Origin of the sequence: Kutzneria sp. NPDC052558, assembly GCF_044547355.1 — a bacterium.
Classification (GTDB): Bacteria; Actinomycetota; Actinomycetes; order Mycobacteriales; family Pseudonocardiaceae; genus Kutzneria.
This window is the reverse complement of sequence record NZ_JBIUAG010000022.1, coordinates 147,898-169,556: the sequence shown is the minus strand read 5'-3', so window position 1 is coordinate 169,556 and position 21,659 is coordinate 147,898. Positions and strand designations below refer to the sequence as shown.

Sequence of the window (21,659 nt, the reverse complement as noted above, 5' to 3'; positions counted from 1 at the left end):
GCTTCTTGCGTATCGAGGCAGGCGGAGCCTGCCCGATAGCGCCTTGATACGCCATCGCCCAGAGGTCTCCACACAAAATCCACCCGGAGTCACCACACTAAAACCCTCCAACTCCACCACCTTCAACATCCCCGAATCCCCCGTCCCCGCACGCAACGGCCACGCGCCAGCCGGCCCCTCCGTCGACACCGCAAATCGGCGACACCGCAAATCGGCATCCCCGCATTCCCCACCACCCCGGTCCTGACCGCCTACCCCACCGCCCATCACGGCCAGGACCGGATCACCGCCCCCGGCTCCCGCCCCACATCGACGCCCCAAAACCGCCACAGAATCAGCGCCGCCAGATCAGCGCGGCCAGCGGTAACCCCTCCCATCGCCCCCGCTGCCCCGCCCGTCATCACCGCCCCTACTCGATGCGGCAGGAACTACCCGGCTGTCGGCAACCGCGCGGGGCGGGCACCCGAGCCACCACCCACCACCCACCCCGACCCCACCACCCACCCCGACCCCCACCGCCCCCGCACCCCCGACCCCGCCGAACCCACGCATGACCGCCCGCCGAACCGCGAGGGCCGGGTCGCTATCCTCGGCCCCGACACGGCCCCGTCACCGGGCCTCGGGTCGACCGTCACCCAGGCGTGTGGTCTAGACCGCACGACCGGATGGGGGCAGGGCGGTTGGTAGCGCTCTCATACCTGTCCGTAATCGGACGGGTGATCCTTTTGCCGCAGGCCCGGCGGCCAACCGTGCAAGCCATCCCCGGCAGTTCACCCTGATTTAGTCACAATGCGTAGTTGACAGGCGGCCTTTCGGTGTAGCGGCGGCCTTCCGGTTACCGCGTCGTTGCCGCATCGTGTCGCCAGAACTGAACTTAACCGCTTCACCTCCCTTTCGGCCCGTGGCTCGGGGGCATATGTTCTGCGCCACAACATTTTCGCGGGCTCCTGGAGTGACCCGCGCCACGATGAAGGGAACAGCCGGATGCGGAGCAGAACTCTCGCCGTGCTCGCCGCGAGCACCGGGCTCGCGCTGGCGGTCACCGGGTGTGGCGCCAACAGCAGCAGCGGCAGCAGCCCGACGTCGGGCAGCAGCGCGGCCAGCAACGGCGCGAAGGTCGGCGTGATCCTGCCGGAGACCACCACGTCCGCCCGCTGGGAGGGTTTCGACCACCCGCTGCTGGAGGCGGCACTCAAGGCCGAGGGCTTCGACCCGATCATCCAGAACGCGCAGGGCGACGACCAGAAGGTCTCCTCCCTGGCCGACCAGATGATCAGCCAGGGCGTCAAGGTGCTCATCCTGGCCTCCACCACCGGTGACACCGGCGCCGCGGTCGAGAAGAAGGCGGCCGCCGCGGGCATCCCGGTCATCGACTACGACCGCCTCAACGCCGGCGGCAGCGCCGACTACTACGTCTCGTTCGACAACGTGCAGGTCGGCAAGCTCCAGGGCCAGGCCCTCGCGGACGCCCTCAAGAGCAAGCCGGGCGCGCAGGTCATCGAGATCGAGGGCGCGGCGACCGACAACAACGCCATCCTGTTCCACCAGGGCCAGGAGGAAGTCCTCAAGCCGCTGTACGACAACAAGACCCTCAACCTGGTCAAGAGCCAGTACATCGACAAGTGGGACAACCAGACCGGTGGCTCGGTCTTCGAGAACTTCCTGACCGCCAACGGCGGCAAGGTCGACGGCGTGCTCGCGGCCAACGACGGCCTGGCCGGCGCGGTCATCACCGTGCTGCAGAAGAACAAGCTCAACGGCACGGTCCCGGTCACCGGCCAGGACGCCACCGCCGACGGCCTCAAGGCCGTGCTGCGCGGCGACCAGTACATGACGGTCTTCAAGCCGATCGACCAGGAGGCCAAGGCGGCCGCCCAGCTGGCCACCGCCCTGCTGAAGAACAGCAAGGCCGACGCCGACAAGGTCGCCACCCAGACGGTCACCGACCCCAAGACCCAGCGCGTGGTCAAGTCGCTGCTGCTCACGCCGCAGTCGATCACCAAGGACAAGGTCAAGGACGTCATCTCGGCCGGCGCCGTCAAGAAGGACGACGTCTGCACCGGCGACGTGGCCGCGCTCTGCACCGCGAACGGCATCAGCTGACCCGCTGACGGCCACAGCCTAGGCCGCCGCCGCGACCGGCCCGGACCCCCGACCCGGGTCGGCCGCGGCGGCTTCCCATGCCCAGCACCCCGCCGCCACCGGGGCGGGCGAGTGAGAAGTCTGGAGAACACCCCCATGACCGAGCCGATCCTCGAACTGCGTGGGATCAACAAGAGCTTCGGGCCCGTCCACGTGCTGCACGACGTGGACCTCGTGATCCGGCCCGGCGAGGTGACCGCGCTCGTCGGCGACAACGGCGCCGGCAAGTCCACGGTGGTCAAGTGCATCGCCGGCATCCACGGCATCGACTCCGGCGAGGTGCTGTTCAACGGCGAGCCGGTGCACATCAACGGCCCGCGTGAGGCCGCCGCCAAGGGCATCGAGGTCGTCTACCAGGACCTCGCGCTGTGCGACAACCTCGACATCGTCCAGAACATGTTCCTGGGCCGCGAGCGCGGCAAGTACGGCCTGCTCGACGAGTCCGACATGGAGCAGGCCGCCCGCGAGACGCTGGCCTCGCTCTCGGTCCGCACGGTCAAGTCGGTGCGCACGCTGGTGGCGTCGCTGTCCGGCGGCCAGCGGCAGACCGTGGCCATCGCCAAGGCCGTGCTGTGGGACAGCAAGGTCGTGCTGCTGGACGAGCCGACGGCCGCGCTGGGCGTGGCCCAGACCCGCCAGGTCCTCGACCTGGTGCGCCGGCTGGCCGACCAGGGCCTGGGGGTGGTGCTCATCAGCCACAACATGAACGACGTGTTCGAGGTCGCGGACAACATCGCCACGCTCTACCTCGGCCGCATGGTCGCCCAGCTGCCGACCAAGAGCCTGACCAACACGCAGGTCGTCGAGCTGATCACCGCCGGCCGGTCCGGCGACATCGGCCTGGCCAAGCCCGAAGTCGCCACGGTCTGAATCGCAAGGGATCTCCTCCAATGACTGACACCCCCGCCGCCGCCCCGCCGTCGGACCAGAAGAAGCCGTCCACGCAGGAGCAGGCCGTCGCCGACTTCGGCATCGACACCACCCGCCGCTCCACCGGCCAGGCCCTGCGCGACTACGTCGACCGCGTCCGCGGCGGCGAGCTCGGCTCGCTGCCGGCGCTGGCCGGACTGATCGTGCTGCTCATCCTGTTCGCCCTGCTGTCGGACACCTTCCTCAGCCTGAACAACATCGCCAACCTGATCGCGCAGTCGGCCGGCACCATCATCATCGCGATGGGCCTGGTCTTCGTGCTGCTGCTGGGCGAGATCGACCTGTCCGCCGGCACCGCCTCCGGCGTGGCCGCCGCCGTGATGGCGCTGCACCTGACCAAGGCCGGCAACCTCCAGTCCGGCATGGGCGACCCCGTCTTCTACGCCTTCATCGCCGGCGGCCTGCTGGCCATCGCGGTCGCGGTGTGGCAGCGGATCTGGCTCGGGGCCGCGCTGTCCGCGGTCGCGGTGCTGCTGCTCCTGCTGGGCGTGCCGGCCAACCCGTGGCTGGAGATGCTGCTGGCCGTCTGCGTCGGCACGGTCATTGGCTGCCTCACCGGCGTGATGGTCTCCAAGATCGGCATCCCGTCCTTCGTCGTGACCCTGGCCCTGTTCCTGGCCTGGGGCGGCGTGATCCTGAAGCTGATCGGCGACGGCGGCACGCTGTCCATCAGCAACGACCCGGTGCTGTTCGGCGTGGCCAACAACAACCTGAACATCCTGGGCAGCTGGATCCTGTTCGTGATCTTCGCCGGCGGCTACGCGGCCGTGGTGCTGCTGCGGCACACCAGCCGGGTCCGCCGCGGCCTGGTCGCCCAGCCGAACTCGCTGATCATGCTCAAGGTCGGCGCGGTCGTCGCGCTCGGCGCGGTGGCCACCTACCTGCTCACGCTCAACCGCTCGCCCAACCCGGACCGCATCACCATCGAGGGCGTGCCCTACGTGGTGCCGATCGTGCTGGTGCTGCTGGTGATCGGCACGTTCGTGCTGGACCGCACCAAGTACGGCCGGCACATCTACGCCGTCGGCGGCAGCGCCGAGGCGGCCCGCCGCGCCGGCATCAACGTGCCCAAGATCCGGATGAGCGTGTTCGTGATCTGCTCCACGGTGGCCGCGGTCGGCGCCATCGTCTACTCCTCCAAGGTCGGCTCGGTCGACCCGAACGCCGGTGGCGGCAACGTGCTGCTGTTCGCCGTCGGCGCCGCGGTCATCGGCGGCACCTCGCTGTTCGGCGGCAAGGGCCGGCTGTCCAACGCCATCATCGGTGGCTTCGTGATCCAGATCGTCAGCAACGGCCTGGGCCTGGTCGGCGCGCCCGCCGCGGTGGTCAGCATCGTCACCGGCGCGGTCCTGCTGCTGGCCGCCACCGTCGACGCGGTCTCGCGCCGGCGGGCCAAGGCGACCGGTCACTAGCCGTTCCATCAGGGCACGAGGGGGTGTGCGGTGAGCGGTCCGCCAACCGCGGGTACACGTCCCGACGAGGTCCGCAGGCACAACCGGACCGCCCTGCTGCGCCGCCTGCACGTCGGCGGGCCGTGCACCAGGGCGGAACTGGCCGCCGAGCTCGGGCTCAACCGGAGCACGATCAAGGCCCTGGTCGACGGCCTGGCCGACGCCGGCGTCGTGGTCGAGCAGGTCTCGGCCAAGCGCACCGGCGCCGGCCGGCCGTCGCTGCTGGTGCTGCCGCAGCCGCGGTCGCTGTGGGTGCTGGCCGTCGACGTCGGCGTCGAGCAGACCACGGTGGCCGCCGTCGGCTTCGGCGGCGAGGTGCTCGGCACCCGGGGCTGGACCCTGCCCCGGGGCGCCGGCTCGCCCGACGACCTGCTGGCCAAGATCGGCACCGCCGGCCGGCGGCTGGCCGAGCGGATCGGGTCCGAGCCGGTCGGGGTCGGGGTGTCCGTGCCCGGCGTCGTCCGGCGGGACGGCTACGTGCACGAGGCCCCCAACCTGCACTGGGCCGGCGTGCCGGTGGGGGAGCGGCTGTCCGCCGCCCTGCACCGGCCGGTGCTGGTCGGCAACGACGCCGAGCTCGGGGCGCTGGCTGAGCACACCCGGGGCGTGGCCACCGAGGCCGCCGACATGGTCTTCGTGTCCGTGGACGTCGGGGTCGGCGGCGGGGTCATCTCCGAGCGGGCCGCCCTGCGCGGCAGCGGCGGCTACGTCGGCGAACTCGGGCACATGGTCGTGCGGCCCGGCGGCCGGCCCTGCTACTGCGGCTGCCAGGGCTGCTGGGAGACCGAGGTCGGCGAGGACGCCCTGTGCCGGGCCCTGGGCATGCCCGAGGGCTCACCCCGCGAGGCCGTCGTCGGCGAGCTGCGGGCCCTGGCCGGCGAGCCCCAGGAGGCGCTGCGCCGACTGCGGGAGTTCACCGACTGGCTGGGCATCGGCCTGATCAACATCGTCAACCTGCTCGGCCCCCAGCTCGTGGTGCTGGGCGACCTGCTGGCCGCCCTGCCCGACGCCGTGGTCGACGAGGCCGCCGAAACCGTGCGGGAGCGCAGCCTGGTCAGCCGGGCCGTCGGCGGCATCCAGATCGTGGCCTCCCCGCTGGGCAAGGAAGCCAAGATCATCGGCGCCGCCGAGCTGGCCTTCCAACAAGCCCTCTCCGGCTAGCCCCTTTGTGCTTGGAAGGGGGCTTTCCTCCACTCCGAGTGGAGGAAAGCCCCCTTCCAAGCGTTGGTCGCGGCCGGGGGGGGGGGGGGGGGGGGGGGGGGGGGGGGGGGGGGGGGGGGGGGGGGGGGGGCGTGGGGGCCCCCCGCCTCTTGGTCGCCTGTGGAAATGGTGGACTTTCGTCTGTCCCGGGCTCTCAGCCCTGCTGGATCTCGGCCGCGAGCTCACGCAGCTTGGCGCTGTGCTCGCGGGCGTGGTGCCCGCAGAAGAGGAGCTCGCCTCCGGACGGGAGAATGGCGCGTACCTGAGCGGCTGCGCCGCACCGGTCGCAGCGGTCGACAGCGGTCAGCTCGGGGCGGGTGAGCAAGGTCGTCATGGAAATCTCCCTCCGTCCCGGCACCAGATGCTTCCGGTGCCTACTACAGCTGCGACCACCGGCCTCCGGGTCGCCGCCCGTCGGTCTCCTGGTGCTCGCTGCCATCACTGTTGCAGACGTTCGGCGCCTCGCCGGTGTTCCCGACCGTCGTGGCGACTCCCGTCACGTGAGGTGTACCCGGATGCAGCAAGCCACACTCCGTGACATCCCACTCTGTCGATGGTCCGGTGCCGAAGCCCTCGACAGGTCCCGAGCAGGTTACGTTTTGTCGTCGGATCGGGTCCAACATGACTCACCGCAACGAACTCAGGTACTCAAGCTACGTCAGCGAACCACGACCGGGTTCGTATCGCCACCCTAGTTGTGGGATGAGTCACACTACAGAGCGTAAGATTCGCTTCTGGCGAACAGCTCCCCGGACCCCGGTTTCGGCCCCCGTGAGCCCTCGGGGCCCACGCGCCGGGTTTCGCCCCCTCGTGGCGACGCGACGGCGTCCCACGGGCCAACTGGGGGCCACGAACGACCGTCGGCGAGGTGAACGCCCCACCTTCAGTTCGATCTTCGACCGGAAACGCGACGGCGCCCCGCCCGACCGGAAAGGTCGAACGGGGCGCCGAGTGTCCGAAAAGTCCGGTCAGTCCAGGTAGTCCCGCAGCACCTGGGACCGCGACGGGTGACGCAGCTTGGACATCGTCTTCGACTCGATCTGGCGGATCCGCTCCCGGGTCACGCCGTAGACCTGCCCGATCTCGTCCAGGGTCCGGGGCTGGCCGTCGGTGAGGCCGAAGCGCAGCCGCACCACGCCCGCCTCCCGCTCGGACAGCGTCGCCAGCACCGACTGGAGCTGGTCCTGAAGCAGCGTGAACGACACCGCGTCCACGGCCACCACGGCCTCGGAGTCCTCGATGAAGTCGCCGAGCTGGCTGTCGCCCTCGTCGCCGATGGTCTGGTCCAGCGAGATGGGCTCCCGGGCGTACTGCTGGATCTCCAGCACCTTCTCCGGGGTGATGTCCATCTCCTTGGCCAGCTCCTCCGGCGTCGGCTCGCGGCCGAGGTCCTGGAGCAGCTCGCGCTGGATGCGACCGAGCTTGTTGATCACTTCCACCATGTGCACCGGGATGCGGATGGTGCGGGCCTGGTCGGCCATGGCCCGGGTGATCGCCTGCCGGATCCACCAGGTGGCATACGTGGAGAACTTGTAGCCCTTGGTGTAGTCGAACTTCTCGACCGCGCGGATCAGGCCCAGGTTGCCCTCCTGGATCAGGTCCAGGAACGCCATGCCGCGGCCGGTGTAGCGCTTGGCCAGCGAGACCACCAAGCGGAGGTTGGCCTCCAGCAGGTGGTTCTTGGCCCGCTCGCCGTCCCGCACGATCCAGCGCAGGTCCCGCCGCATCTGCGGGGGCAGCTTCTCGGTCTCGTCCTCGGCCTTGCGCACGCGCTCGGCGGCGTAGAGCCCGGCCTCGATCCGCTTGGCCAGCTCCACCTCCTCCTCGGCGTTGAGCAGGGCGACCTTGCCGATCTGCTTGAGGTAGGCGCGGACGGAGTCGGCGGAGGCGGTGAGCTCGGCGTCCTTGCGGGCCTGCCGCAGCGCCTCGGACTCCTCCTCGTCCCAGACGAAGTCGGAGCTGTTCTTGCTCTCCTCCTCGTCGGGCTCCTCCACCACGTCGTCGACGAGCTCGGCCTCCAGCTCGGCCTGGTCGACCTCGGCCTCGCCCTCGAGATCCGGCTCCTCGTCGCCGTCCTTCTTGGCCTTGGCCGGCGCGGCCTTGCCGGCCGCGGTCTTCTTGGCCGCCGCGGCCCGGGGGCCGGCCGGCTTCTTGGCCGCTGTCTTCGCGGCGCCGGTCTTGGCGGCCGCACCACGCGCCGGGGTGGCCTTCGCGGCCTCCTCGGCGTCGACCGGCTTGCTTGCCTTCGCAGCGGCGCCCGCGGGGGAGGCGGAGCGTCGGGTTGCGGTTTCTGCGGCTGCCACGTACGCCCTTTCGCGACGGTCCTTCACGGCAGACCGAAGGGCGCGAACCTCGGCCGCCAGGGGGTTTCGGGGGAGCGCCCTGCGGTTGCTGACCGCGGGCACTGTTCCATTGTAACGACGAAGGCCGTGCCGCGTTGCCGCCACACGGCCTTCGACGGGCCCTTTTTCCGTGTTCCCGCAGGTAGATCGCCGGAACACGATTCGGTCAGTTTTTTCGGGGTACCTCTAGTGGCCGATCCCGTGGGTGGCCGCGGCGGCCGCGCCGACGATGCCGGCCTCGTTCTTCAGGGCGGCCGGGACCACCTTGGTGCGGACCTTGAGCAGCGGCAGCCACTTGTCGGCCTTCTTGCTGACGCCGCCGCCGGCGATCACCAGATCCGGCCAGATCAGGTCCTCCAGCGTGCGCAGGTAGCGGCTGACCCGCTGGGTCCACTCCTCCCAGGAGAGGTCCTTGTCCTCCTTCACCGACGCCGCGGCCCGCTTCTCCGCGTCGTGCCCGTCCACCTCCAGGTGGCCGAACTCGGTGTTGGGCAGCAGCCGGCCGTCCAGGAACACGGCGCTGCCGATGCCGGTGCCGAAGGTCAGCAGCACCACCACGCCGGACTGGTCCCGGCCGGCGCCGTAGCGGACCTCGGCCAGGCCGGCGGCGTCGGCGTCGTTGAGCACGACCACCTGCTCCTTGGTCCGCCCCAGCCGCTGCGCGAACAGGGCCGCCGCGTCGGTGTCGACCCAGCCCTTGTCCACGTTCGCGGCGGTCAGCGCGACGCCGCGCTTGACCACGCAGGGCAGCGTGACCCCGACGGGGCCGGTCCACCCGAACTTCTCGACGATCTCGGCGACCACGTCGGCCACCGCGTCGGGGGTGGACGGCTGTGGCGTGACGATGCGCAGCCGCTCGCCGTCCAGCTCGCCGGTCTCCAGGTCGACCAGTCCGCCCTTGATGCCGGATCCACCGATGTCGATCCCGAACCCGCGGGTTGTGCCCATCCGCCGGACCCTTCCTACTCGATTCAGTCCGCTGTCAGTCCTCGACCCAGAGCGCGGGTCTTCGGGAGTGTGCGCAGACCCTAACGTGTGTGGTTCGGTTGGCGGCGTGCTAGCCGCTGAATCCGAGGAACTCGTCAGGATCGCCGTCACCGTCGGGGCCGAGGCCGCCGAGCTGGTCCGCGACGCCCGCGATCACGCTGTCACCCAGGTGGACACCAAGTCCAGCGAAACCGACGTGGTGACCGCCGCAGACCGCGCGTCCGAACAGTTGGTGCGGGACCGATTGGCCCAACTGCGCCCCGGGGAGCCCGTGCTGGGCGAGGAGGAGGGCGGCGCCTCCTCGCTGGACGGCCTGGTGTGGGTGGTCGATCCGATCGACGGCACGGTCAACTACCTCTACGGCCACCCTTGGTACGCCGTGTCGATCGCCGCCCAGTTGGACGGGGTCTCGGTGGCCGGCGCGGTGATCGAGCCGGTCTCCGGCCGGGTCTGGACGGCGACCCGGGGCGGCGGGGCGTTCCTGGACGGCCGGCCGCTGCGCGCCGCCGCCACCACCCGGCTGGAGCTGTCGCTGCTGGGGACCGGCTTCTCCTACGACCACGCCCGGCGGCTGCGGCAGGCCGAGGCGATCGGCCGGATGCTGGGCAAGGTGCGGGACATCCGCCGCTGCGGGGCCGCCTCGCTGGACCTGTGCGCCGTCGCCGCCGGCTGGGAGGACGCCTACCTGGAGCACGGCCTGCACCGCTGGGACTGGGCCGCCGGCGGCCTCATCGCCGAGGAGGCGGGCGCGGTCGTCCGGTTCCCCGGCGACGCGGTGGACGACGGCCTCGGCCCGGAGGCGACGTTCGCCGCCGCCCCCGGGGTCGCCGAGCAGATCCGAGCCGCCCTCGTGGAAAGCGGTTTCGGCAAGGTGTGAGCCGCGTCTCATCCACGCAAGACGCGAGGCCCCGCCGATGCTTCGCACGGTTGCTGGATTTCGATCGGCCGCCACCCGACGCACCCACCACCCTGCTGACGCGGCCGATCGAAATTCAGCAAGGGCGAGGCATCGGCCCCAAAGGGGCCGAGCCGCGACGCCGGAGGCGGCGCCAAATCAACAGTGCACGCTGCGGGCGGCGTTGATGAGGTCCGCGTCGATCGGAGCCTGCCCGGTGGGCTGGGACAGCTGCCCGCCCTGGGCCTGCGGCTGCTTCTGGGCCCACTGGGCCAGTTCCTGGAGCACCTGCTTGGCGCTGGCGTTGACCCGGAACTCGTCGTACTTCTTGCCCACGACCAGGTCCACGGTGGCGTCCTGGCGCTCGTCGCGGACCAGCTCGGCGCACGGCTCCAGGATGCTCAGCGTGCGGGCCCCGGAGGCGCCGTTGGGGCCGAAGCGGATCTGGCCCCGGCAGTTGAGGTCGCTGGCCGGGTACACCGGGTCGGGCGCGGGATCGCCGGCGCTGGCGAAGCCGGCCTGGAGCACCGCGGAGTTCACGATCGCCGCCTGGTTGCGCGTCTCGCCGCCGTTGTAGACCCGCACCTGGACCTGGGCGGCCGGGGCGGGTGCGGTCTTGTCCAGGGCGTCGTGGGACAGCACGGCGCCGAGCTTGGGCGCGGGCGTGGCCGGCGGCGTCGCCCCGGCCGGCAGCGGCCCGGGGGCGTTGCAGCGCACGGCCGCGTCCACGTCGTCGTCGGTGTTGATGACCTTCACCCAGACGAAGCCCGCGACGACCACCAGCAGCACGAACAGGACGAGGGCAGGCCACGGCCGCCGCTTGCGGTACAGCGGCTTCGCCTTCCCTCTGACCCCGACTGGCGCAGTCACGTCCCCGCCCTCCTCGACCACGACCGACGCGACGCGTCGTCGTGCACACCCCTGTTTTCGGACCGTCGCCCGTGATCAGCCTAGGCGTAACGGCCGACCGGCGTCGGCCGACTCCGCCGTCCGTGTCCGGTCCGTGTCCCGCCGCCGCGCCCGGTCGCGCCCCGCGACCGATCATGCGCGGACCGTAGGCACAGCTCAGCGGCGATCGCATCACGCCGCGGCGTCTCGGGCAAGGGGGTTCCCGGCCGAATTACCCCGCAGAACGGGTCAATCCCGCCTGGTAGGGCCACGGATGGGTGAGTGTGTGCGTGAACCCTTGCGCAGTGGGCTATCATCCCTCCGCTCCGGCCACTGCGGGTGCGGCTGAAATCGATGAACGATCACTGGGTGGCAGCCGGCGCGGAGCGAGACCACCGTCACTTCCGACGGTGGGCACAAATTGGGGCCCTGGAACGTTGACCAGCGGCACGAACACAGTCTGAACGTGACTGCACGCAGGGGTGAAAGAAGTATGGCGACCGACTACGACGCTCCGCGCCGGAGCCAGGACGACGACCTGGCCGAGGACTCCCTCGAGGAGTTGAAGGCGCGGCGCAACGAGACGCAGTCCGGCGTGGTCGACGTCGATGTGGATGCACCGGATGAGAACTTCGAGCTGCCAGGCGCCGACCTGTCGAACGAGGAACTTACCGTCAAGGTGCTGCCGAAGCAGGCTGACGAGTTCACCTGTTCCAGCTGTTTCCTGGTGCACCACCGGAGTCGACTGGCCGAGGAGCACAACGGGCAGTTGATCTGCCGGGACTGCGCCTGAGCACCCGCGACCGGACGGCGCGCGGGAGGCGCCCGGCGCCGTCGGCGCGAAGCTCAGGCGTTCTGGGGGTCAGTTGTGCAAGATGGCGGCCAGCTTGTCCGCGTTGCGGACGCTGAACAGCCAGTACGGGGTCGGATCCGCCGGGTCGTTGAGGTAGACCCGGAGGACCGGCCCGACCCAGCCGCGGTGCGCCACGAAGGCGGCGGGGTCCAGGTCCGGGCCGAGCGCCTTGCGCTTGGCCTTGGCCGAAATCACCTCGACCTCGTCGACGAAGCGCAGCGGCACGTGGGCGTCGCCCACCCACAGCTCGTCGTCGACGACCTTCACGGTGGCCCGGCCCAGCCACAGCATCACGCCCACCACCAGCGGGATCGTGATGAGGTAGGGCAGCCACGCCCGCACGCCGGGGTAGCCCATGTGCACCTCGGCGGCCATCAGCACGGCCGCGACGACCGGCAGCGGCCAGCCCCACCACGGCACGTAGAGCCGCTCCGCGAACACCGGCTTCGCCTTTGCCACCGCACTCACGCTCTCGGTCACGGGTCCAGGGTAGTGTCACGCGCCGTGTCCAGCGTGCAGGTCCTCCTCTCCCGAACCGACCCCGGCGTTCCCGTGCCGTCCTACGCCACCGCCGGCGACGCCGGCGTGGATCTGGTGACGACCGCCGACGTGGTCATCGAGCCCGGTGAGCGCGCCGTCGTCGGCACCGGGGTGGCCATCGCGCTGCCGGTGGGCTTCGCCGGATTCGTGCACCCCCGCTCCGGGCTGGCCGCCCGGGTGGGCCTGAGCGTGGTGAACACCCCCGGCACCATCGACGCGGGCTATCGCGGCGAGATCCGGGTGTGCCTGATCAACCACGATCTCCGTGAGCCGATCGAGCTGCGCCGGGGCGACCGGATCGCGCAGCTGGTCGTGCAGCGCGTCGAGCACGTGGTCTTCACGGAGGTCGACGAGCTGCCCGAGTCGGAGCGCGGCGTCGGCGGCTACGGATCCACCGGCGGGCACGCGGTGCTCGCAGGCACTAAGGAGTAACCGAGAATGTTCGGCAAGCGCGGCAAGCGCGGGCGGCACCACGTCAGCAAGGACTCCGGCCGCCTGGGGGTACCGAACTACGACGACGCCGAGCAGCCGGCCGCCGACGAGCCGTCGACCAGCGGCCCGTTCGACGAGGCCGACGAGCCGGCCGACGGCCTGTCCCGGCTGGACCTGGGCTCCGTGCGGGTGCCGGTGCCGGAGGGGGCGCAGCTTCAGGTCGAGGTCGACCCGTCGGGTCCGGTTCGCGCCGTGCACCTGGTGACGCCCATCGGCCAGATCACCGTCAGCGCGTACGCCGCGCCGCGGACCGGCGGCCTGTGGCCCGAGATCTCCGAGGAGCTGGTCACCCAGCTGCGGGGCGACGGGGCCCGGGTGATCAAGGAGGCCGGCGAGTGGGGCACCGAGCTGGCCGCCACCGCCAACAACGTCGTGCTGCGCTTCATCGGCGTCGACGGTCCGCGGTGGATGCTGCGGGGCGTCGTGGCCGGGCCCGGTGAGCACAACGTGATGGCCTCCGAGCTGCTGCGCAACGTCGTCCGGGGCACCGTCGTCGTCCGTGGTGTCGCTCCCCAGCCCGTGCGCACGCCGCTGCCGGTCGAGCTGCCGCCGGCCATCGCCCAGCACATCCAGGCCCAGCAGCAGGGCTGATCCCTTGCTGTCCGACCAGACGGCCGAGCGCCTCCGCCAGCGCTTCGGCCCGGACGTCCAGTCGTGGCTCGACGGGGTGCCCGCGCTGGTCGGGCGGCTGTCCGCGCGGTGGGGGCTGTCGGTCGTGGCTCGGATGAGCACCGGCAGCACCTCGTGCACCTTCCGGTGCCGCCGGGCCGACGGCTCCTTCGCCTATCTCAAGGTCACTCCCGACCACGAGGTCTTCGCCACCGAGCTCGCCGCCCTCCAGGCCTGGGCCGACTGTCCGGCCGTCGTCTCCGTGCTCGACTCCGAGGCCGCGGACAACGCCCTGCTCATCGAGGCCCTGGAGCCCGGGACCCCGCTCGCCGACTGGCGGCCCGCCGCCGGCCTGCTGGCCGAGCTCCGCTCCGTGCCCGCGCCCACCGCCGGCTTCCTCACCGTCGCCCAGCGCGTCGACTTCATGTACGACCTGGCCCTTCGCCGCAACCCCGGCCTGCCCCCGGCGCTGGTCACCGCCTCCCACGCCGCCGCCCGCCGCCTCGCCGACACCGGCTCCGTCGTCCGCCTCGTGCACGGCGACCTCCACCCCGCCAACGTCCTGGCCTCCGGCTCCCGCTTCGTGGCCATCGACCCCCGTCCCTGCCTCGGCGACCCCGACCTCGACGTCGTCGACTGGGCCTTCCTCGACGTCTCCACCGTCGCCGCCCTACACGCCCGCGTCGCCGCCCTCGGCGTCCTCGACGAGCACCGGGCCTTCGAGTGGTGCCGGGCCCTGGCCGTCCTGCTGCTGATGTCCCAGGTCCGCCGGGACGCGCAGGACGGCAGCACCCCCATGCTCCGGAAGCTGGCCGAGAGCCTTGCCTGAACGGGCACAGGCCTGGTCCTCATCGCCTCGGATGCAAGAGGATCACCTCATGGCACAGCCGGCCCGGCCGCTCGATCCCGACCTGACCGACCACGCGTCGTCGGTCCGCCTGCTGGTCGAGCACCGGCTGATCGGCGCTCCCGAGATACGGATGGACGAGCCGCCACCGACCGGTGCGGCCGAGGCCGAGGCGCTGGCCCGCGACGCGCGGGCGCGGCTCGGCGTCGACGGCCCGCTGCCGGCGCTCGCCGACGTCTGCGCGCGGTTCGGGCTCTACCTGCTGGTCGTCGACAGTGACGCCGAGGGTTCCTGGACGGCGCTCGACGGCGTCGGCGCGGCCGTCATCGGCGGCCGGACCGATTCGGGAGGTCGCCGGGCGCGGGCCGCCCGTCAACTCGGCCGCCACCTCTTCGGCGAGGCTCACGGCATCGACGCGTTCGCCCGGGCCTTCCTGGTGCCCGCGCCGGCGTTGCGGCAGGAATGGCCCGCCGACCCACGGCTGCGCCGGCCGGCCCTGGTCCGAGTGGCCGGCGCCTGTCGCGTCTCCTGGGACCTGGTGGTGCGGCGGGCCGTCGACCTGGGGTTGGTGGACGAGGGTGAGCAGCGGTCGCTGGCCGCCGCGACCCCGGTCCTCGGCGACTTCCTCGCCCAACTCGGCGCCGCACCGGTCGAGGATCTGCCGGTCGGGGCGACCGGCGCGGCCTGGAAGCGCGCCGTGCTCGCCGCGTACGGGAGTTCGCTGATCACCGGTGAGCAGGCGCTCGACCTGCTGCACGGGGCGCTCACCGGCTCGGCGGACCTGCCTTCGCGTTAGCCGCCGACGCCTGCCAGGCCTCGACGGCGGCGCGGCCCAGGGCGGAGCGGTCCGCGCCGAAGTCGGCGAAGGACAGGGAGCGGAGCTCGGCGCCGGGGATGGCGGCGGCCCACTGGGCGGCGACGGAAGCCGGGTGCAGGGGGTCGTCGCGGACGGCGGCGATGCCGACGGGGATGTCGAGGGCGGCGAGCTGGCCGAGGGTGGGGGCGGGGCGGTCGGCGGCGGCGAGCAGGGAGTCGACGAGCCCGGAGCCGTGGCGGCGCCAGGCCCGGGAGAGCTCGTCGGCCAGCCAGGTGGGGACGTCGGCGGCGGCCGAGGCGAGGGTGGCGTCGAGGCCGTCCCGCTGGACGAGGGACGCGGAGTGGCGGGCGGCGACGGAGGCCGGGCAGTCGACGGGGGAGCCGTGCCAGGCCGGCAGGGCCAGCAGCAGGCCGGCGCAGCGGGAGGGGTGTGCGCAAGCCCACTCGGCGGCCAGGTGGGCCCCGAAGGAGATGCCGCCGGCGAGCACGGGCCCGTGGGCGTCGAAGGCGGCGTCCAGGGAAAGCCGGTGCCGGTGGCCCAGATCCGGCCCTGGAACCGGTTCCGGAGCGACGAGCGTCACCCCGGCGGCGGTCAGCGGGACGGTGAAGACCGATCGGATGAAAACGTCATCCGATCCGGTTCCGGGCAATAGGACGGCCGTGTCGGTCACAACGGCAGATCTTGCCGGTTCGGACGCGGTTGGCGGAGCCCCCGCACGGTTACCCTGGCTGGTGAACGGCCCGGCGTGGGGGCCACAAGGCGCATAGGAGCGCGGAGAAATGGCGAGCTCAAGGGGCGGCTACTGGAACCGTCTCGTACGCCGACTGACCAGCGACGTCACCGAGTTGGACGCCGACGACCTGTCGCGCGAGGTCGACGCCGTCGGGGCGCAGCGGGCGTGCGACTGCCGGTCCGGCGAGGAGGTCACCGTGCTCGGCCGGCTGCGCAGCGTCGAGCTGTGCCCGCGCGACGCGGCGGCGACCCTGGAGGCCGAGCTCTACGACGGCACCGAGGGTGTGACGCTAGTCTGGCTCGGACGGCGCCGCATCGCGGGCATCGAGCCGGGGCGCACCCTCAAGGCCCGGGGTCGGCTCGCGGTCCGGGACGGCCGCAAGGTGCTCTACAACCCCTACTACGAGTTGCAGACTTCATGAGCGAACAGCCGGCCCCCAGGGCCGATGAGCAGGACGAGCCGGACAAGCCGATGCCGACCCTGCTGGAGCAGATGGGCGGCGTCAGCGGCCTGATCTACTCCTCGGTGCCGGTCGTCGTCTTCGTGCTGGCCAACTACCTGTTCGACTGGCAGGCCGCGCTGTGGGCGGCGGTCGGCGTGGCGGTGGCCATCGCGCTGCTGCGGCTGATCCGCCGCGAGCCGCTGCAACCGGCCATCTCCGGCCTGCTGGGCATCGCCGTGTGCGCCTTCATCACCATCCGCACCGGCTCGGCCAAGGGCTTCTTCGCCTTCGGCATCTGGAGCAGCCTGGCCTACTGCGCGGCGTTCCTGATCTCGGCGCTGGTGCGCTGGCCGCTGGCCGGCGTGATCTGGTCGACGCTGAACAACTCGGGCTTCAAGTGGCGCGCCGACCGCGCCGCCCGCCTCTACTACGACGTGGCGACCCTGGTCTGGATCCTGGTGTTCGGGTCCAAGTTCGTGGTCCAGCAGTGGCTGTACGACCAGAACGACGTGGGCCTGCTGGGCGTGGCCCGCATCGCCATGGGCTATCCGCTGACCGCCATCGCCATCGGCGTCACCGTCTGGGCGGTGCGCAAGGCCGACAAGCGCCTGGCCCAGCTGGCCGCCGAGCAGCGCCAGCCCGAGCCGGCCGAGGAGCCCAAGCCCGCCCAGGAACCGGCCTAGTTTTTTTGTCATGAAGGGCCCCTTACTGACGTTGAACGTCAGTAAGGGGCCCTTCATGACATTAGGGGAGCCTCAGCTGCTCAGGCCGAGCGCGGTCCTGATCTCGTGCTCGACGTCGGCGGCGGCCACGAACAGCAGCTCGTCGCCCTGCTCGAACGGGTCGTCGGCCTGGGGCACGATGACCCGTCCGCCGCGCAGGATGGTCACCAGCGCCGCGTCCCGGGGCAGGTTGAGCTGGCCCACGGCCTGCCCGGCCAGGTTGGTGTCGTGCGGCAGGGTGATCTCCACCAGGTTGGCCTGGCCCTGCCGCAGCGTCATCAGCCGCACCAGGTCGCCGATGTTGACGGCCTCCTCGACCATGGCGGCCAGCATGCGCGGCGTGGACACGGCCACGTCCACGCCCCACGCCTCGGTGAACAGCCACTCGTTGGCCGGGTCGTTGACCCGGGCCACCACCCGGCGCACCGCGAACTCGGTCTTGGCCAGCAGCGACACCACCAGGTTGACCTTGTCGTCGCCGGTGGCGGCGATGACCACGTCGCACAGTTGCAGCCCGGCGTCCTCCAGCGAGGACAGCTCACACGCGTCGGCCTGCACCCACTCGGCCTGCTCGACGGTGCTGGGCTCGAAGTGCGCCGCGTCCCGTTCGATGAGCATCACCTGGTGGTTGCTGCCGAGCAGCTCCTGGGCGATGGACCGGCCGACGGCCCCGGCGCCCGCGATCGCGACTCGCATCAGTGGCTCTCCTCGGGTGCCTGGCCCGCCGCCGCGGTGATTTCGGTGATGGTGCCGGACAGGGCGGCGACGTAGATCTCGTCGTCGGCCTGCACGACGGTGCTGGGCTCGGGCAGCACGCCGGTGCCGAAGCGCATGATGAACGCCACCCGGCAGTTGACGGTCTCCTGGAGCTCGGCGACCTTGCGGCCGACCCAGCCCTCGTGCACCGGCAGGGGCAGGATGGCGACCGTGCCGGACGGGTCCCGCCAGGCCGCGGCCTGGCCCTCGGGCACCAGCATGCGCAGGAACCGGTCGGTGGCCCACGGCACGGTGGCCACGGTCGGGATGCCCAGGCGCTCGTAGACGGCGGCCCGCTTGGGGTCGTAGATCCGCGCCACGACGTGCTGGACGCCGAAGGTCTCGCGGGCCACCCGGGCCGCGATGATGTTGGAGTTGTCCCCGCTGGAGACGGCGGCCAGCGCGCCGGCCCGCTCGATGCCGGCGGCGATCAGCACCTGCCGGTCGAAGCCGTTGCCCACGACCTGCTGGCCGTGGAAGTCGCTGCCCAGCCGCCGGAACGCCTGGCCGTTCTTGTCGATGACGGCGACCTGGTTGCCGAGCCGCTCCAGCGACTTGGCCAGCGATGCCCCCACCCGGCCGCAGCCCATGACCACCACGTGCACGAATAGTCCTCCTCCGCGATGCGGCTGCACGGTACCTGGCGGCGCGGACGTGGGATCCCCGCAACCCCCCAATGCACCAATGGACCGGTTTGTTCCCCAACCTACCGACGACTGCTCCGAAGCGGTGACGACCTCGCCTACGCTCTCTCGTTGTGTCCAAGCTTGCGACCGCGGCCAAACGGCTCGTCCTCGGCCGACCCTTCCGCAGTGACCGACTGGCGCACACGCTGCTGCCCAAGCGGATCGCTCTGCCGGTGTTCGCCTCCGACGCGCTGTCCTCGGTGGCGTACGCCCCGGAGGAGATCTTCCTTACACTCAGCGTGGCGGGCCTGTCGGCCTACGGCTTCGCGCCGTGGATCGGTGTCGTGGTGGCGCTGGTCATGCTGGTCGTCGTCGCCTCGTACCGGCAGAACGTGCACGCCTACCCCAGCGGCGGCGGCGACTACGAGGTGGCGACCACCAACCTCGGCCGCTACTTCGGGCTGACCGTGGCCAGCGCCCTGCTGGTCGACTACATCCTGACGGTGGCGGTGTCCACCGCGTCGGGCATCGCCAACATCGGCTCGGCGCTGCCGTTCGTCGGCGAGCACAAGGTGCTGTTCTGCCTGCTCGTGGTCGGCCTGCTGACCGCGATGAACCTGCGCGGCCTGCGCGAGTCGGGCACCGCCTTCGCCATCCCGACCTACGGATTCATGATCGGCATCATCGGCATGATGATCTGGGGCTTCGTGCGGGCCCTGGCCGGGGCCGACCTGCGGGCCGAGAGCGCCGGCTTCACCCTGCACGCCACCCAGTCGTGGACCGGCATCGCGTTCGCGTTCCTTATCCTGCGGGCCTTCTCCTCCGGCTGCGCCGCGCTGACCGGCGTGGAGGCGATCAGCAACGGCGTGCCGGCCTTCCGCAAGCCGAAGTCCCGCAACGCCGCGACCACGCTGCTGATGATGGGCCTGATCGCGGTGGTGATGCTGATCGGCATCATCAGCCTGGCCGTGCTCACCCACGTCAACTTCGCCGACGACCCGGCCACCCAGCTGGGCGGCGCGCCGGCCGGCTACCAGCAGAAGACGATCCTGGCCCAGATCGCGGCCGCGGTGTTCAGCAACTTCCCGCCGGCCTTCTACTACATCTCCTTCGTCACCGGCATCATCCTGGTGCTGGCGGCCAACACCGCGTTCAACGGCTTCCCGGTGCTCGGCTCGATCCTGGCCCAGGACCGCTACCTGCCCCGCCAGCTGCACACCCGCGGCGACCGGCTGGCCTTCAGCAACGGCATCATCTTCCTGGCCGCCTTCGCGGTGGTGCTGATCGTCGCCTTCGACGCCGAGGTGACCAAGCTCATCCAGCTCTACATCGTGGGCGTGTTCGTGTCGTTCACGTGCAGCCAGGCCGGCATGATCCGGCACTGGAACCGGCTGCTGGCCACCGAGGAGGACAGGAGCGTGCGGGCCCGGATGCGGCGCTCGCAGACGATCAACACCATCGGCCTGGTCTGCACCGGGGCCGTGCTGATCGTGGTGCTGATCACCAAGTTCACCAACGGCGCGTGGATCGCCATCGCCGCGATGGCGGCGATCTTCGCCCTGATGACCGCCATCCGCAAGCACTACGACACGGTGGCCGCCGAGCTGCGGATGGCCGAGCAGGAGCGGGACAACGCGGTCATGCCCTCCCGCAACCACGCCATCGTGCTGGTGTCCAAGCTGCACCTGCCCACGCTGCGGGCGCTGTCCTACGCCAAGGCCACCCGGCCCGACATCCTGGAGGCGGTCACCGTCAACGTGGACGACGCCGACACCCGCGACCTGGTCGCCGAGTGGGAGCGGCAGGCGTTCAAGACCACGCTGAAGGTGATCGAGTCGCCCTACCGGGAGATCACCAAGCCGGTCCTGGACTACGTGAAGCGGGTCCGCACCGACAACCCGCGCGACGTGGTGACGGTGTTCCTGCCCGAGTACGTGGTCGGCCACTGGTGGGAGCAGCTGCTGCACAACCAGAGCGCGCTGCGGCTCAAGGGCCGCCTGCTGTTCCAGCCGGGCGTGATGGTGACCAGCGTGCCGTGGCAGCTGGCCTCGGCCAAGGGCCGGCCGGACGAGAACAGCGTGGTCACGCCCGGCCAGATCCGCCGTGGCCTGGACACGCCCGTCGAGAAGCGGAAGACGCGCACGTGACGCGGACACAGTCCTGGACCGGCCGCCGCCTGGAGGTCGAGGTCGGCCCGGTCGCGCACGGCGGGCACTGCGTCGCGCGGGCCGAGGGCCGCGTGGTGTTCGTCCGGCACGCGCTGCCGGGGGAGCGGGTCGTCGTCGAGGTGACCGAGGACAAGGGCGGCTCCTTCTGCCGCGCCGACGCCGTCGAGGTGCTTCAGCCGTCACCGGATCGGGTGGAGCCGCCGTGTGCGCTGGCCCATCCCGGCGGCTGCGGCGGCTGCGACTGGCAGCACGCCTCCGCCGACGCGCAGCGGGCGCTGAAGGCGACCGTGGTGGCCGAGCAGCTGCGCCGGCTGGCCGGCCTGGAGCTGGACGTCGAGGTCGAGGCGCTGCCCGGCGGCCTGGGCGAGTGGCGGACCCGGCTGCGCATGGTGGTCGACGGCAAGGGACGGGCCGGCTTCCGGGCGCACCGCAGCCACAAGGTCGTGCCGGTGCGCCGGTGCACCATCTCCGACCCGGACCTCATCGACGACGTGGCCCGTGGGCACTGGACCCGGGGCGCGGAGCTGGATCTGGCCGCCGACTCGCTGGGGCAGACACACATCGTGGAGCGTCCGCAGCGGGGACGGCCGCGCGTGGTCGCCGGCGACGGCGTCGCGGTGGAGCGGGCTGGTGGCCGAGAGTGGCACGTCGACGCGCACGGCTTCTGGCAGGTGCACCCCGAGGCCGCCGACCTGTACGCCGAGATCGTCGGCGAGTGGGCCCAGGCGCCGGTCGGCGGCACGGCCTGGGACCTCTACGGCGGGGCCGGCCTGTTCGCCGCCGTGCTGGCCGAGCAGGTCGGGCCGGACGGCTCGGTGCTGGTCGTCGAGTCCTCCCGTGGAGCCGTCGCCGACGGCCGGCGCAACCTCGTCGACCTGCCGCAGGTGCGCTTCAAGGCCGGCCTGGTGGAGGAGGCGAACCTGTCCGGCCGCCCGGACGTCGTGGTGCTGGACCCGCCCCGCAAGGGCGCGGGCAAGGCCGTCGTCGACGCCATCGCCGCCTGCGCCCCCGACCGGGTGATCTACGTGGCGTGCGACCCGGCCGCGCTGGCCCGCGACGTCGCCGGCTTCGCCGAGCACGGCTACCGGCTGGAGCGCCTGCGGGCCTTCGACGCGTTCCCGATGACCCACCACGTGGAGTGCATCGCTGCGCTTGTGGCGCCGCCTTCGGCGTCGCGGCTCGGCCCCCTCTGAGCCGCTGCCGCCGCGCTCGTACCGGC

22 protein-coding genes are annotated in these 21,659 nt (G+C 71.6%); 14 read left to right on the top strand and 8 right to left on the bottom strand.

Annotation, left to right across the window (positions count from 1 at the left end):
- Positions 1–984 precede the first annotated feature (984 nt).
- The 4 genes from ACIG5F_RS33190 to ACIG5F_RS33175 all read left to right on the top strand — a co-directional run bounded on the left by ACIG5F_RS33190 (position 985) and on the right by ACIG5F_RS33175 (position 5,684).
- On the top strand, positions 985–2,103 hold the full coding sequence (locus ACIG5F_RS33190) for a sugar ABC transporter substrate-binding protein (RefSeq protein WP_396523871.1): 1,119 nt from the start codon (positions 985–987) through the stop codon (positions 2,101–2,103).
- Between the two features lie 135 nt (positions 2,104–2,238).
- Positions 2,239–3,012, top strand: a complete 774-nt coding sequence (locus ACIG5F_RS33185; protein WP_396523870.1) for an ATP-binding cassette domain-containing protein — start codon at positions 2,239–2,241, stop codon at positions 3,010–3,012.
- 20 nt (positions 3,013–3,032) lie between these two features.
- Positions 3,033–4,484: a sugar ABC transporter permease gene (locus ACIG5F_RS33180; RefSeq protein ID WP_396523869.1), complete on the top strand. Its 1,452-nt coding sequence runs from the start codon at positions 3,033–3,035 to the stop codon at positions 4,482–4,484.
- Positions 4,485–4,514: 30 nt separating this feature from the next.
- Positions 4,515–5,684 (top strand): ROK family protein, encoded by a 1,170-nt coding sequence (locus tag ACIG5F_RS33175; RefSeq protein ID WP_396523868.1) that lies wholly within the window; start codon positions 4,515–4,517, stop codon positions 5,682–5,684.
- Between the two features lie 193 nt (positions 5,685–5,877).
- Here ACIG5F_RS33175 and ACIG5F_RS33170 read toward each other — a convergent pair whose 3' ends face one another.
- The 3 genes from ACIG5F_RS33170 to ppgK all read right to left on the bottom strand — a co-directional run bounded on the left by ACIG5F_RS33170 (position 5,878) and on the right by ppgK (position 9,013).
- Positions 5,878–6,057, bottom strand: coding sequence for a hypothetical protein (locus tag ACIG5F_RS33170; RefSeq protein WP_396523867.1), 180 nt, complete (start codon positions 6,055–6,057; stop codon positions 5,878–5,880).
- A 634-nt stretch (positions 6,058–6,691) separates the two neighbouring features.
- A complete protein-coding gene (locus tag ACIG5F_RS33165) occupies positions 6,692–8,086 on the bottom strand; it encodes an RNA polymerase sigma factor (RefSeq protein ID WP_396523877.1) in 1,395 nt (464 codons plus the stop codon).
- 165 nt (positions 8,087–8,251) lie between these two features.
- Positions 8,252–9,013 carry a polyphosphate--glucose phosphotransferase gene (gene ppgK / locus ACIG5F_RS33160; protein ID WP_396523866.1) on the bottom strand — a complete coding sequence of 254 codons (762 nt, stop codon included), beginning with the start codon at positions 9,011–9,013 and terminating at the stop codon, positions 8,252–8,254.
- A 106-nt stretch (positions 9,014–9,119) separates the two neighbouring features.
- Here ppgK and ACIG5F_RS33155 point away from each other — a divergent pair, with 106 nt between their 5' ends.
- The gene (locus tag ACIG5F_RS33155; RefSeq protein WP_396523865.1) at positions 9,120–9,929 is read left to right on the top strand and encodes an inositol monophosphatase family protein; all 810 of its coding nucleotides are present in this window, start codon (positions 9,120–9,122) and stop codon (positions 9,927–9,929) included.
- Positions 9,930–10,106: 177 nt separating this feature from the next.
- Here the strand turns inward: ACIG5F_RS33155 and cei are convergent, their stop codons facing one another.
- Positions 10,107–10,817 carry an envelope integrity protein Cei gene (gene cei, locus ACIG5F_RS33150; RefSeq protein WP_396523864.1) on the bottom strand — a complete coding sequence of 237 codons (711 nt, stop codon included), beginning with the start codon at positions 10,815–10,817 and terminating at the stop codon, positions 10,107–10,109.
- A 511-nt stretch (positions 10,818–11,328) separates the two neighbouring features.
- Here cei and ACIG5F_RS33145 point away from each other — a divergent pair.
- Positions 11,329–11,628 (top strand): DUF4193 domain-containing protein, encoded by a 300-nt coding sequence (locus ACIG5F_RS33145; protein ID WP_116173883.1) that lies wholly within the window; start codon positions 11,329–11,331, stop codon positions 11,626–11,628.
- A gap of 69 nt (positions 11,629–11,697) precedes the next feature.
- On the opposite strand, the gene ACIG5F_RS33140 is transcribed toward ACIG5F_RS33145, so the two are convergent.
- Positions 11,698–12,168, bottom strand: coding sequence for a DUF3093 domain-containing protein (locus ACIG5F_RS33140; protein ID WP_396523863.1), 471 nt, complete (start codon positions 12,166–12,168; stop codon positions 11,698–11,700).
- Between the two features lie 24 nt (positions 12,169–12,192).
- On the opposite strand from ACIG5F_RS33140, the gene dut reads away from it, so the two are divergent.
- The 4 genes from dut to ACIG5F_RS33120 are packed head-to-tail and all read left to right on the top strand — an operon-like array spanning position 12,193 to position 14,972.
- On the top strand, positions 12,193–12,660 hold the full coding sequence (gene dut / locus ACIG5F_RS33135) for a dUTP diphosphatase (RefSeq protein WP_396523862.1): 468 nt from the start codon (positions 12,193–12,195) through the stop codon (positions 12,658–12,660).
- Between the two features lie 6 nt (positions 12,661–12,666).
- Positions 12,667–13,311 (top strand): DUF3710 domain-containing protein, encoded by a 645-nt coding sequence (locus ACIG5F_RS33130; RefSeq protein WP_396523861.1) that lies wholly within the window; start codon positions 12,667–12,669, stop codon positions 13,309–13,311.
- 4 nt (positions 13,312–13,315) lie between these two features.
- Positions 13,316–14,158 carry an aminoglycoside phosphotransferase family protein gene (locus ACIG5F_RS33125; protein ID WP_396523860.1) on the top strand — a complete coding sequence of 281 codons (843 nt, stop codon included), beginning with the start codon at positions 13,316–13,318 and terminating at the stop codon, positions 14,156–14,158.
- 49 nt (positions 14,159–14,207) lie between these two features.
- The gene (locus tag ACIG5F_RS33120) at positions 14,208–14,972 is read left to right on the top strand and encodes an ImmA/IrrE family metallo-endopeptidase (RefSeq protein ID WP_396523859.1); all 765 of its coding nucleotides are present in this window, start codon (positions 14,208–14,210) and stop codon (positions 14,970–14,972) included.
- Here the strand turns inward: ACIG5F_RS33120 and ACIG5F_RS33115 are convergent.
- The gene (locus ACIG5F_RS33115; protein WP_396523858.1) at positions 14,941–15,663 is read right to left on the bottom strand and encodes an alpha/beta hydrolase; all 723 of its coding nucleotides are present in this window, start codon (positions 15,661–15,663) and stop codon (positions 14,941–14,943) included. The two genes, ACIG5F_RS33120 and ACIG5F_RS33115, sit on opposite strands and share 32 nt — an antisense overlap.
- Positions 15,664–15,772: 109 nt before the next feature.
- Here ACIG5F_RS33115 and ACIG5F_RS33110 point away from each other — a divergent pair, with 109 nt between their 5' ends.
- Together ACIG5F_RS33110 and ACIG5F_RS33105 are read left to right on the top strand one after the other, a co-directional pair.
- Entirely contained in the window at positions 15,773–16,147 is a 375-nt protein-coding gene (locus ACIG5F_RS33110) for an OB-fold nucleic acid binding domain-containing protein (protein ID WP_396523857.1), read from the top strand.
- Entirely contained in the window at positions 16,144–16,851 is a 708-nt protein-coding gene (locus ACIG5F_RS33105) for a DUF3159 domain-containing protein (protein WP_396523856.1), read from the top strand. The genes ACIG5F_RS33110 and ACIG5F_RS33105 overlap by 4 nt, the downstream gene beginning before the upstream one ends.
- A 72-nt stretch (positions 16,852–16,923) precedes the next feature.
- Here ACIG5F_RS33105 and ACIG5F_RS33100 read toward each other — a convergent pair whose 3' ends face one another.
- A complete protein-coding gene (locus ACIG5F_RS33100; protein ID WP_396523855.1) occupies positions 16,924–17,586 on the bottom strand; it encodes a potassium channel family protein in 663 nt (220 codons plus the stop codon).
- On the bottom strand, positions 17,586–18,251 hold the full coding sequence (locus tag ACIG5F_RS33095) for a potassium channel family protein (RefSeq protein WP_396523854.1): 666 nt from the start codon (positions 18,249–18,251) through the stop codon (positions 17,586–17,588). Before ACIG5F_RS33095 ends, ACIG5F_RS33100 begins: the two co-directional genes overlap by 1 nt.
- A gap of 152 nt (positions 18,252–18,403) precedes the next feature.
- Here ACIG5F_RS33095 and ACIG5F_RS33090 point away from each other — a divergent pair, with 152 nt between their 5' ends.
- Both ACIG5F_RS33090 and ACIG5F_RS33085 read left to right on the top strand, forming a co-directional pair.
- Positions 18,404–20,419 (top strand): APC family permease, encoded by a 2,016-nt coding sequence (locus tag ACIG5F_RS33090; protein ID WP_396523853.1) that lies wholly within the window; start codon positions 18,404–18,406, stop codon positions 20,417–20,419.
- Complete coding sequence (locus tag ACIG5F_RS33085; protein ID WP_396523852.1) at positions 20,416–21,633, top strand: class I SAM-dependent RNA methyltransferase; 1,218 nt, start codon at positions 20,416–20,418, stop codon at positions 21,631–21,633. Before ACIG5F_RS33090 ends, ACIG5F_RS33085 begins: the two co-directional genes overlap by 4 nt.
- Positions 21,634–21,659 lie beyond the last annotated feature (26 nt).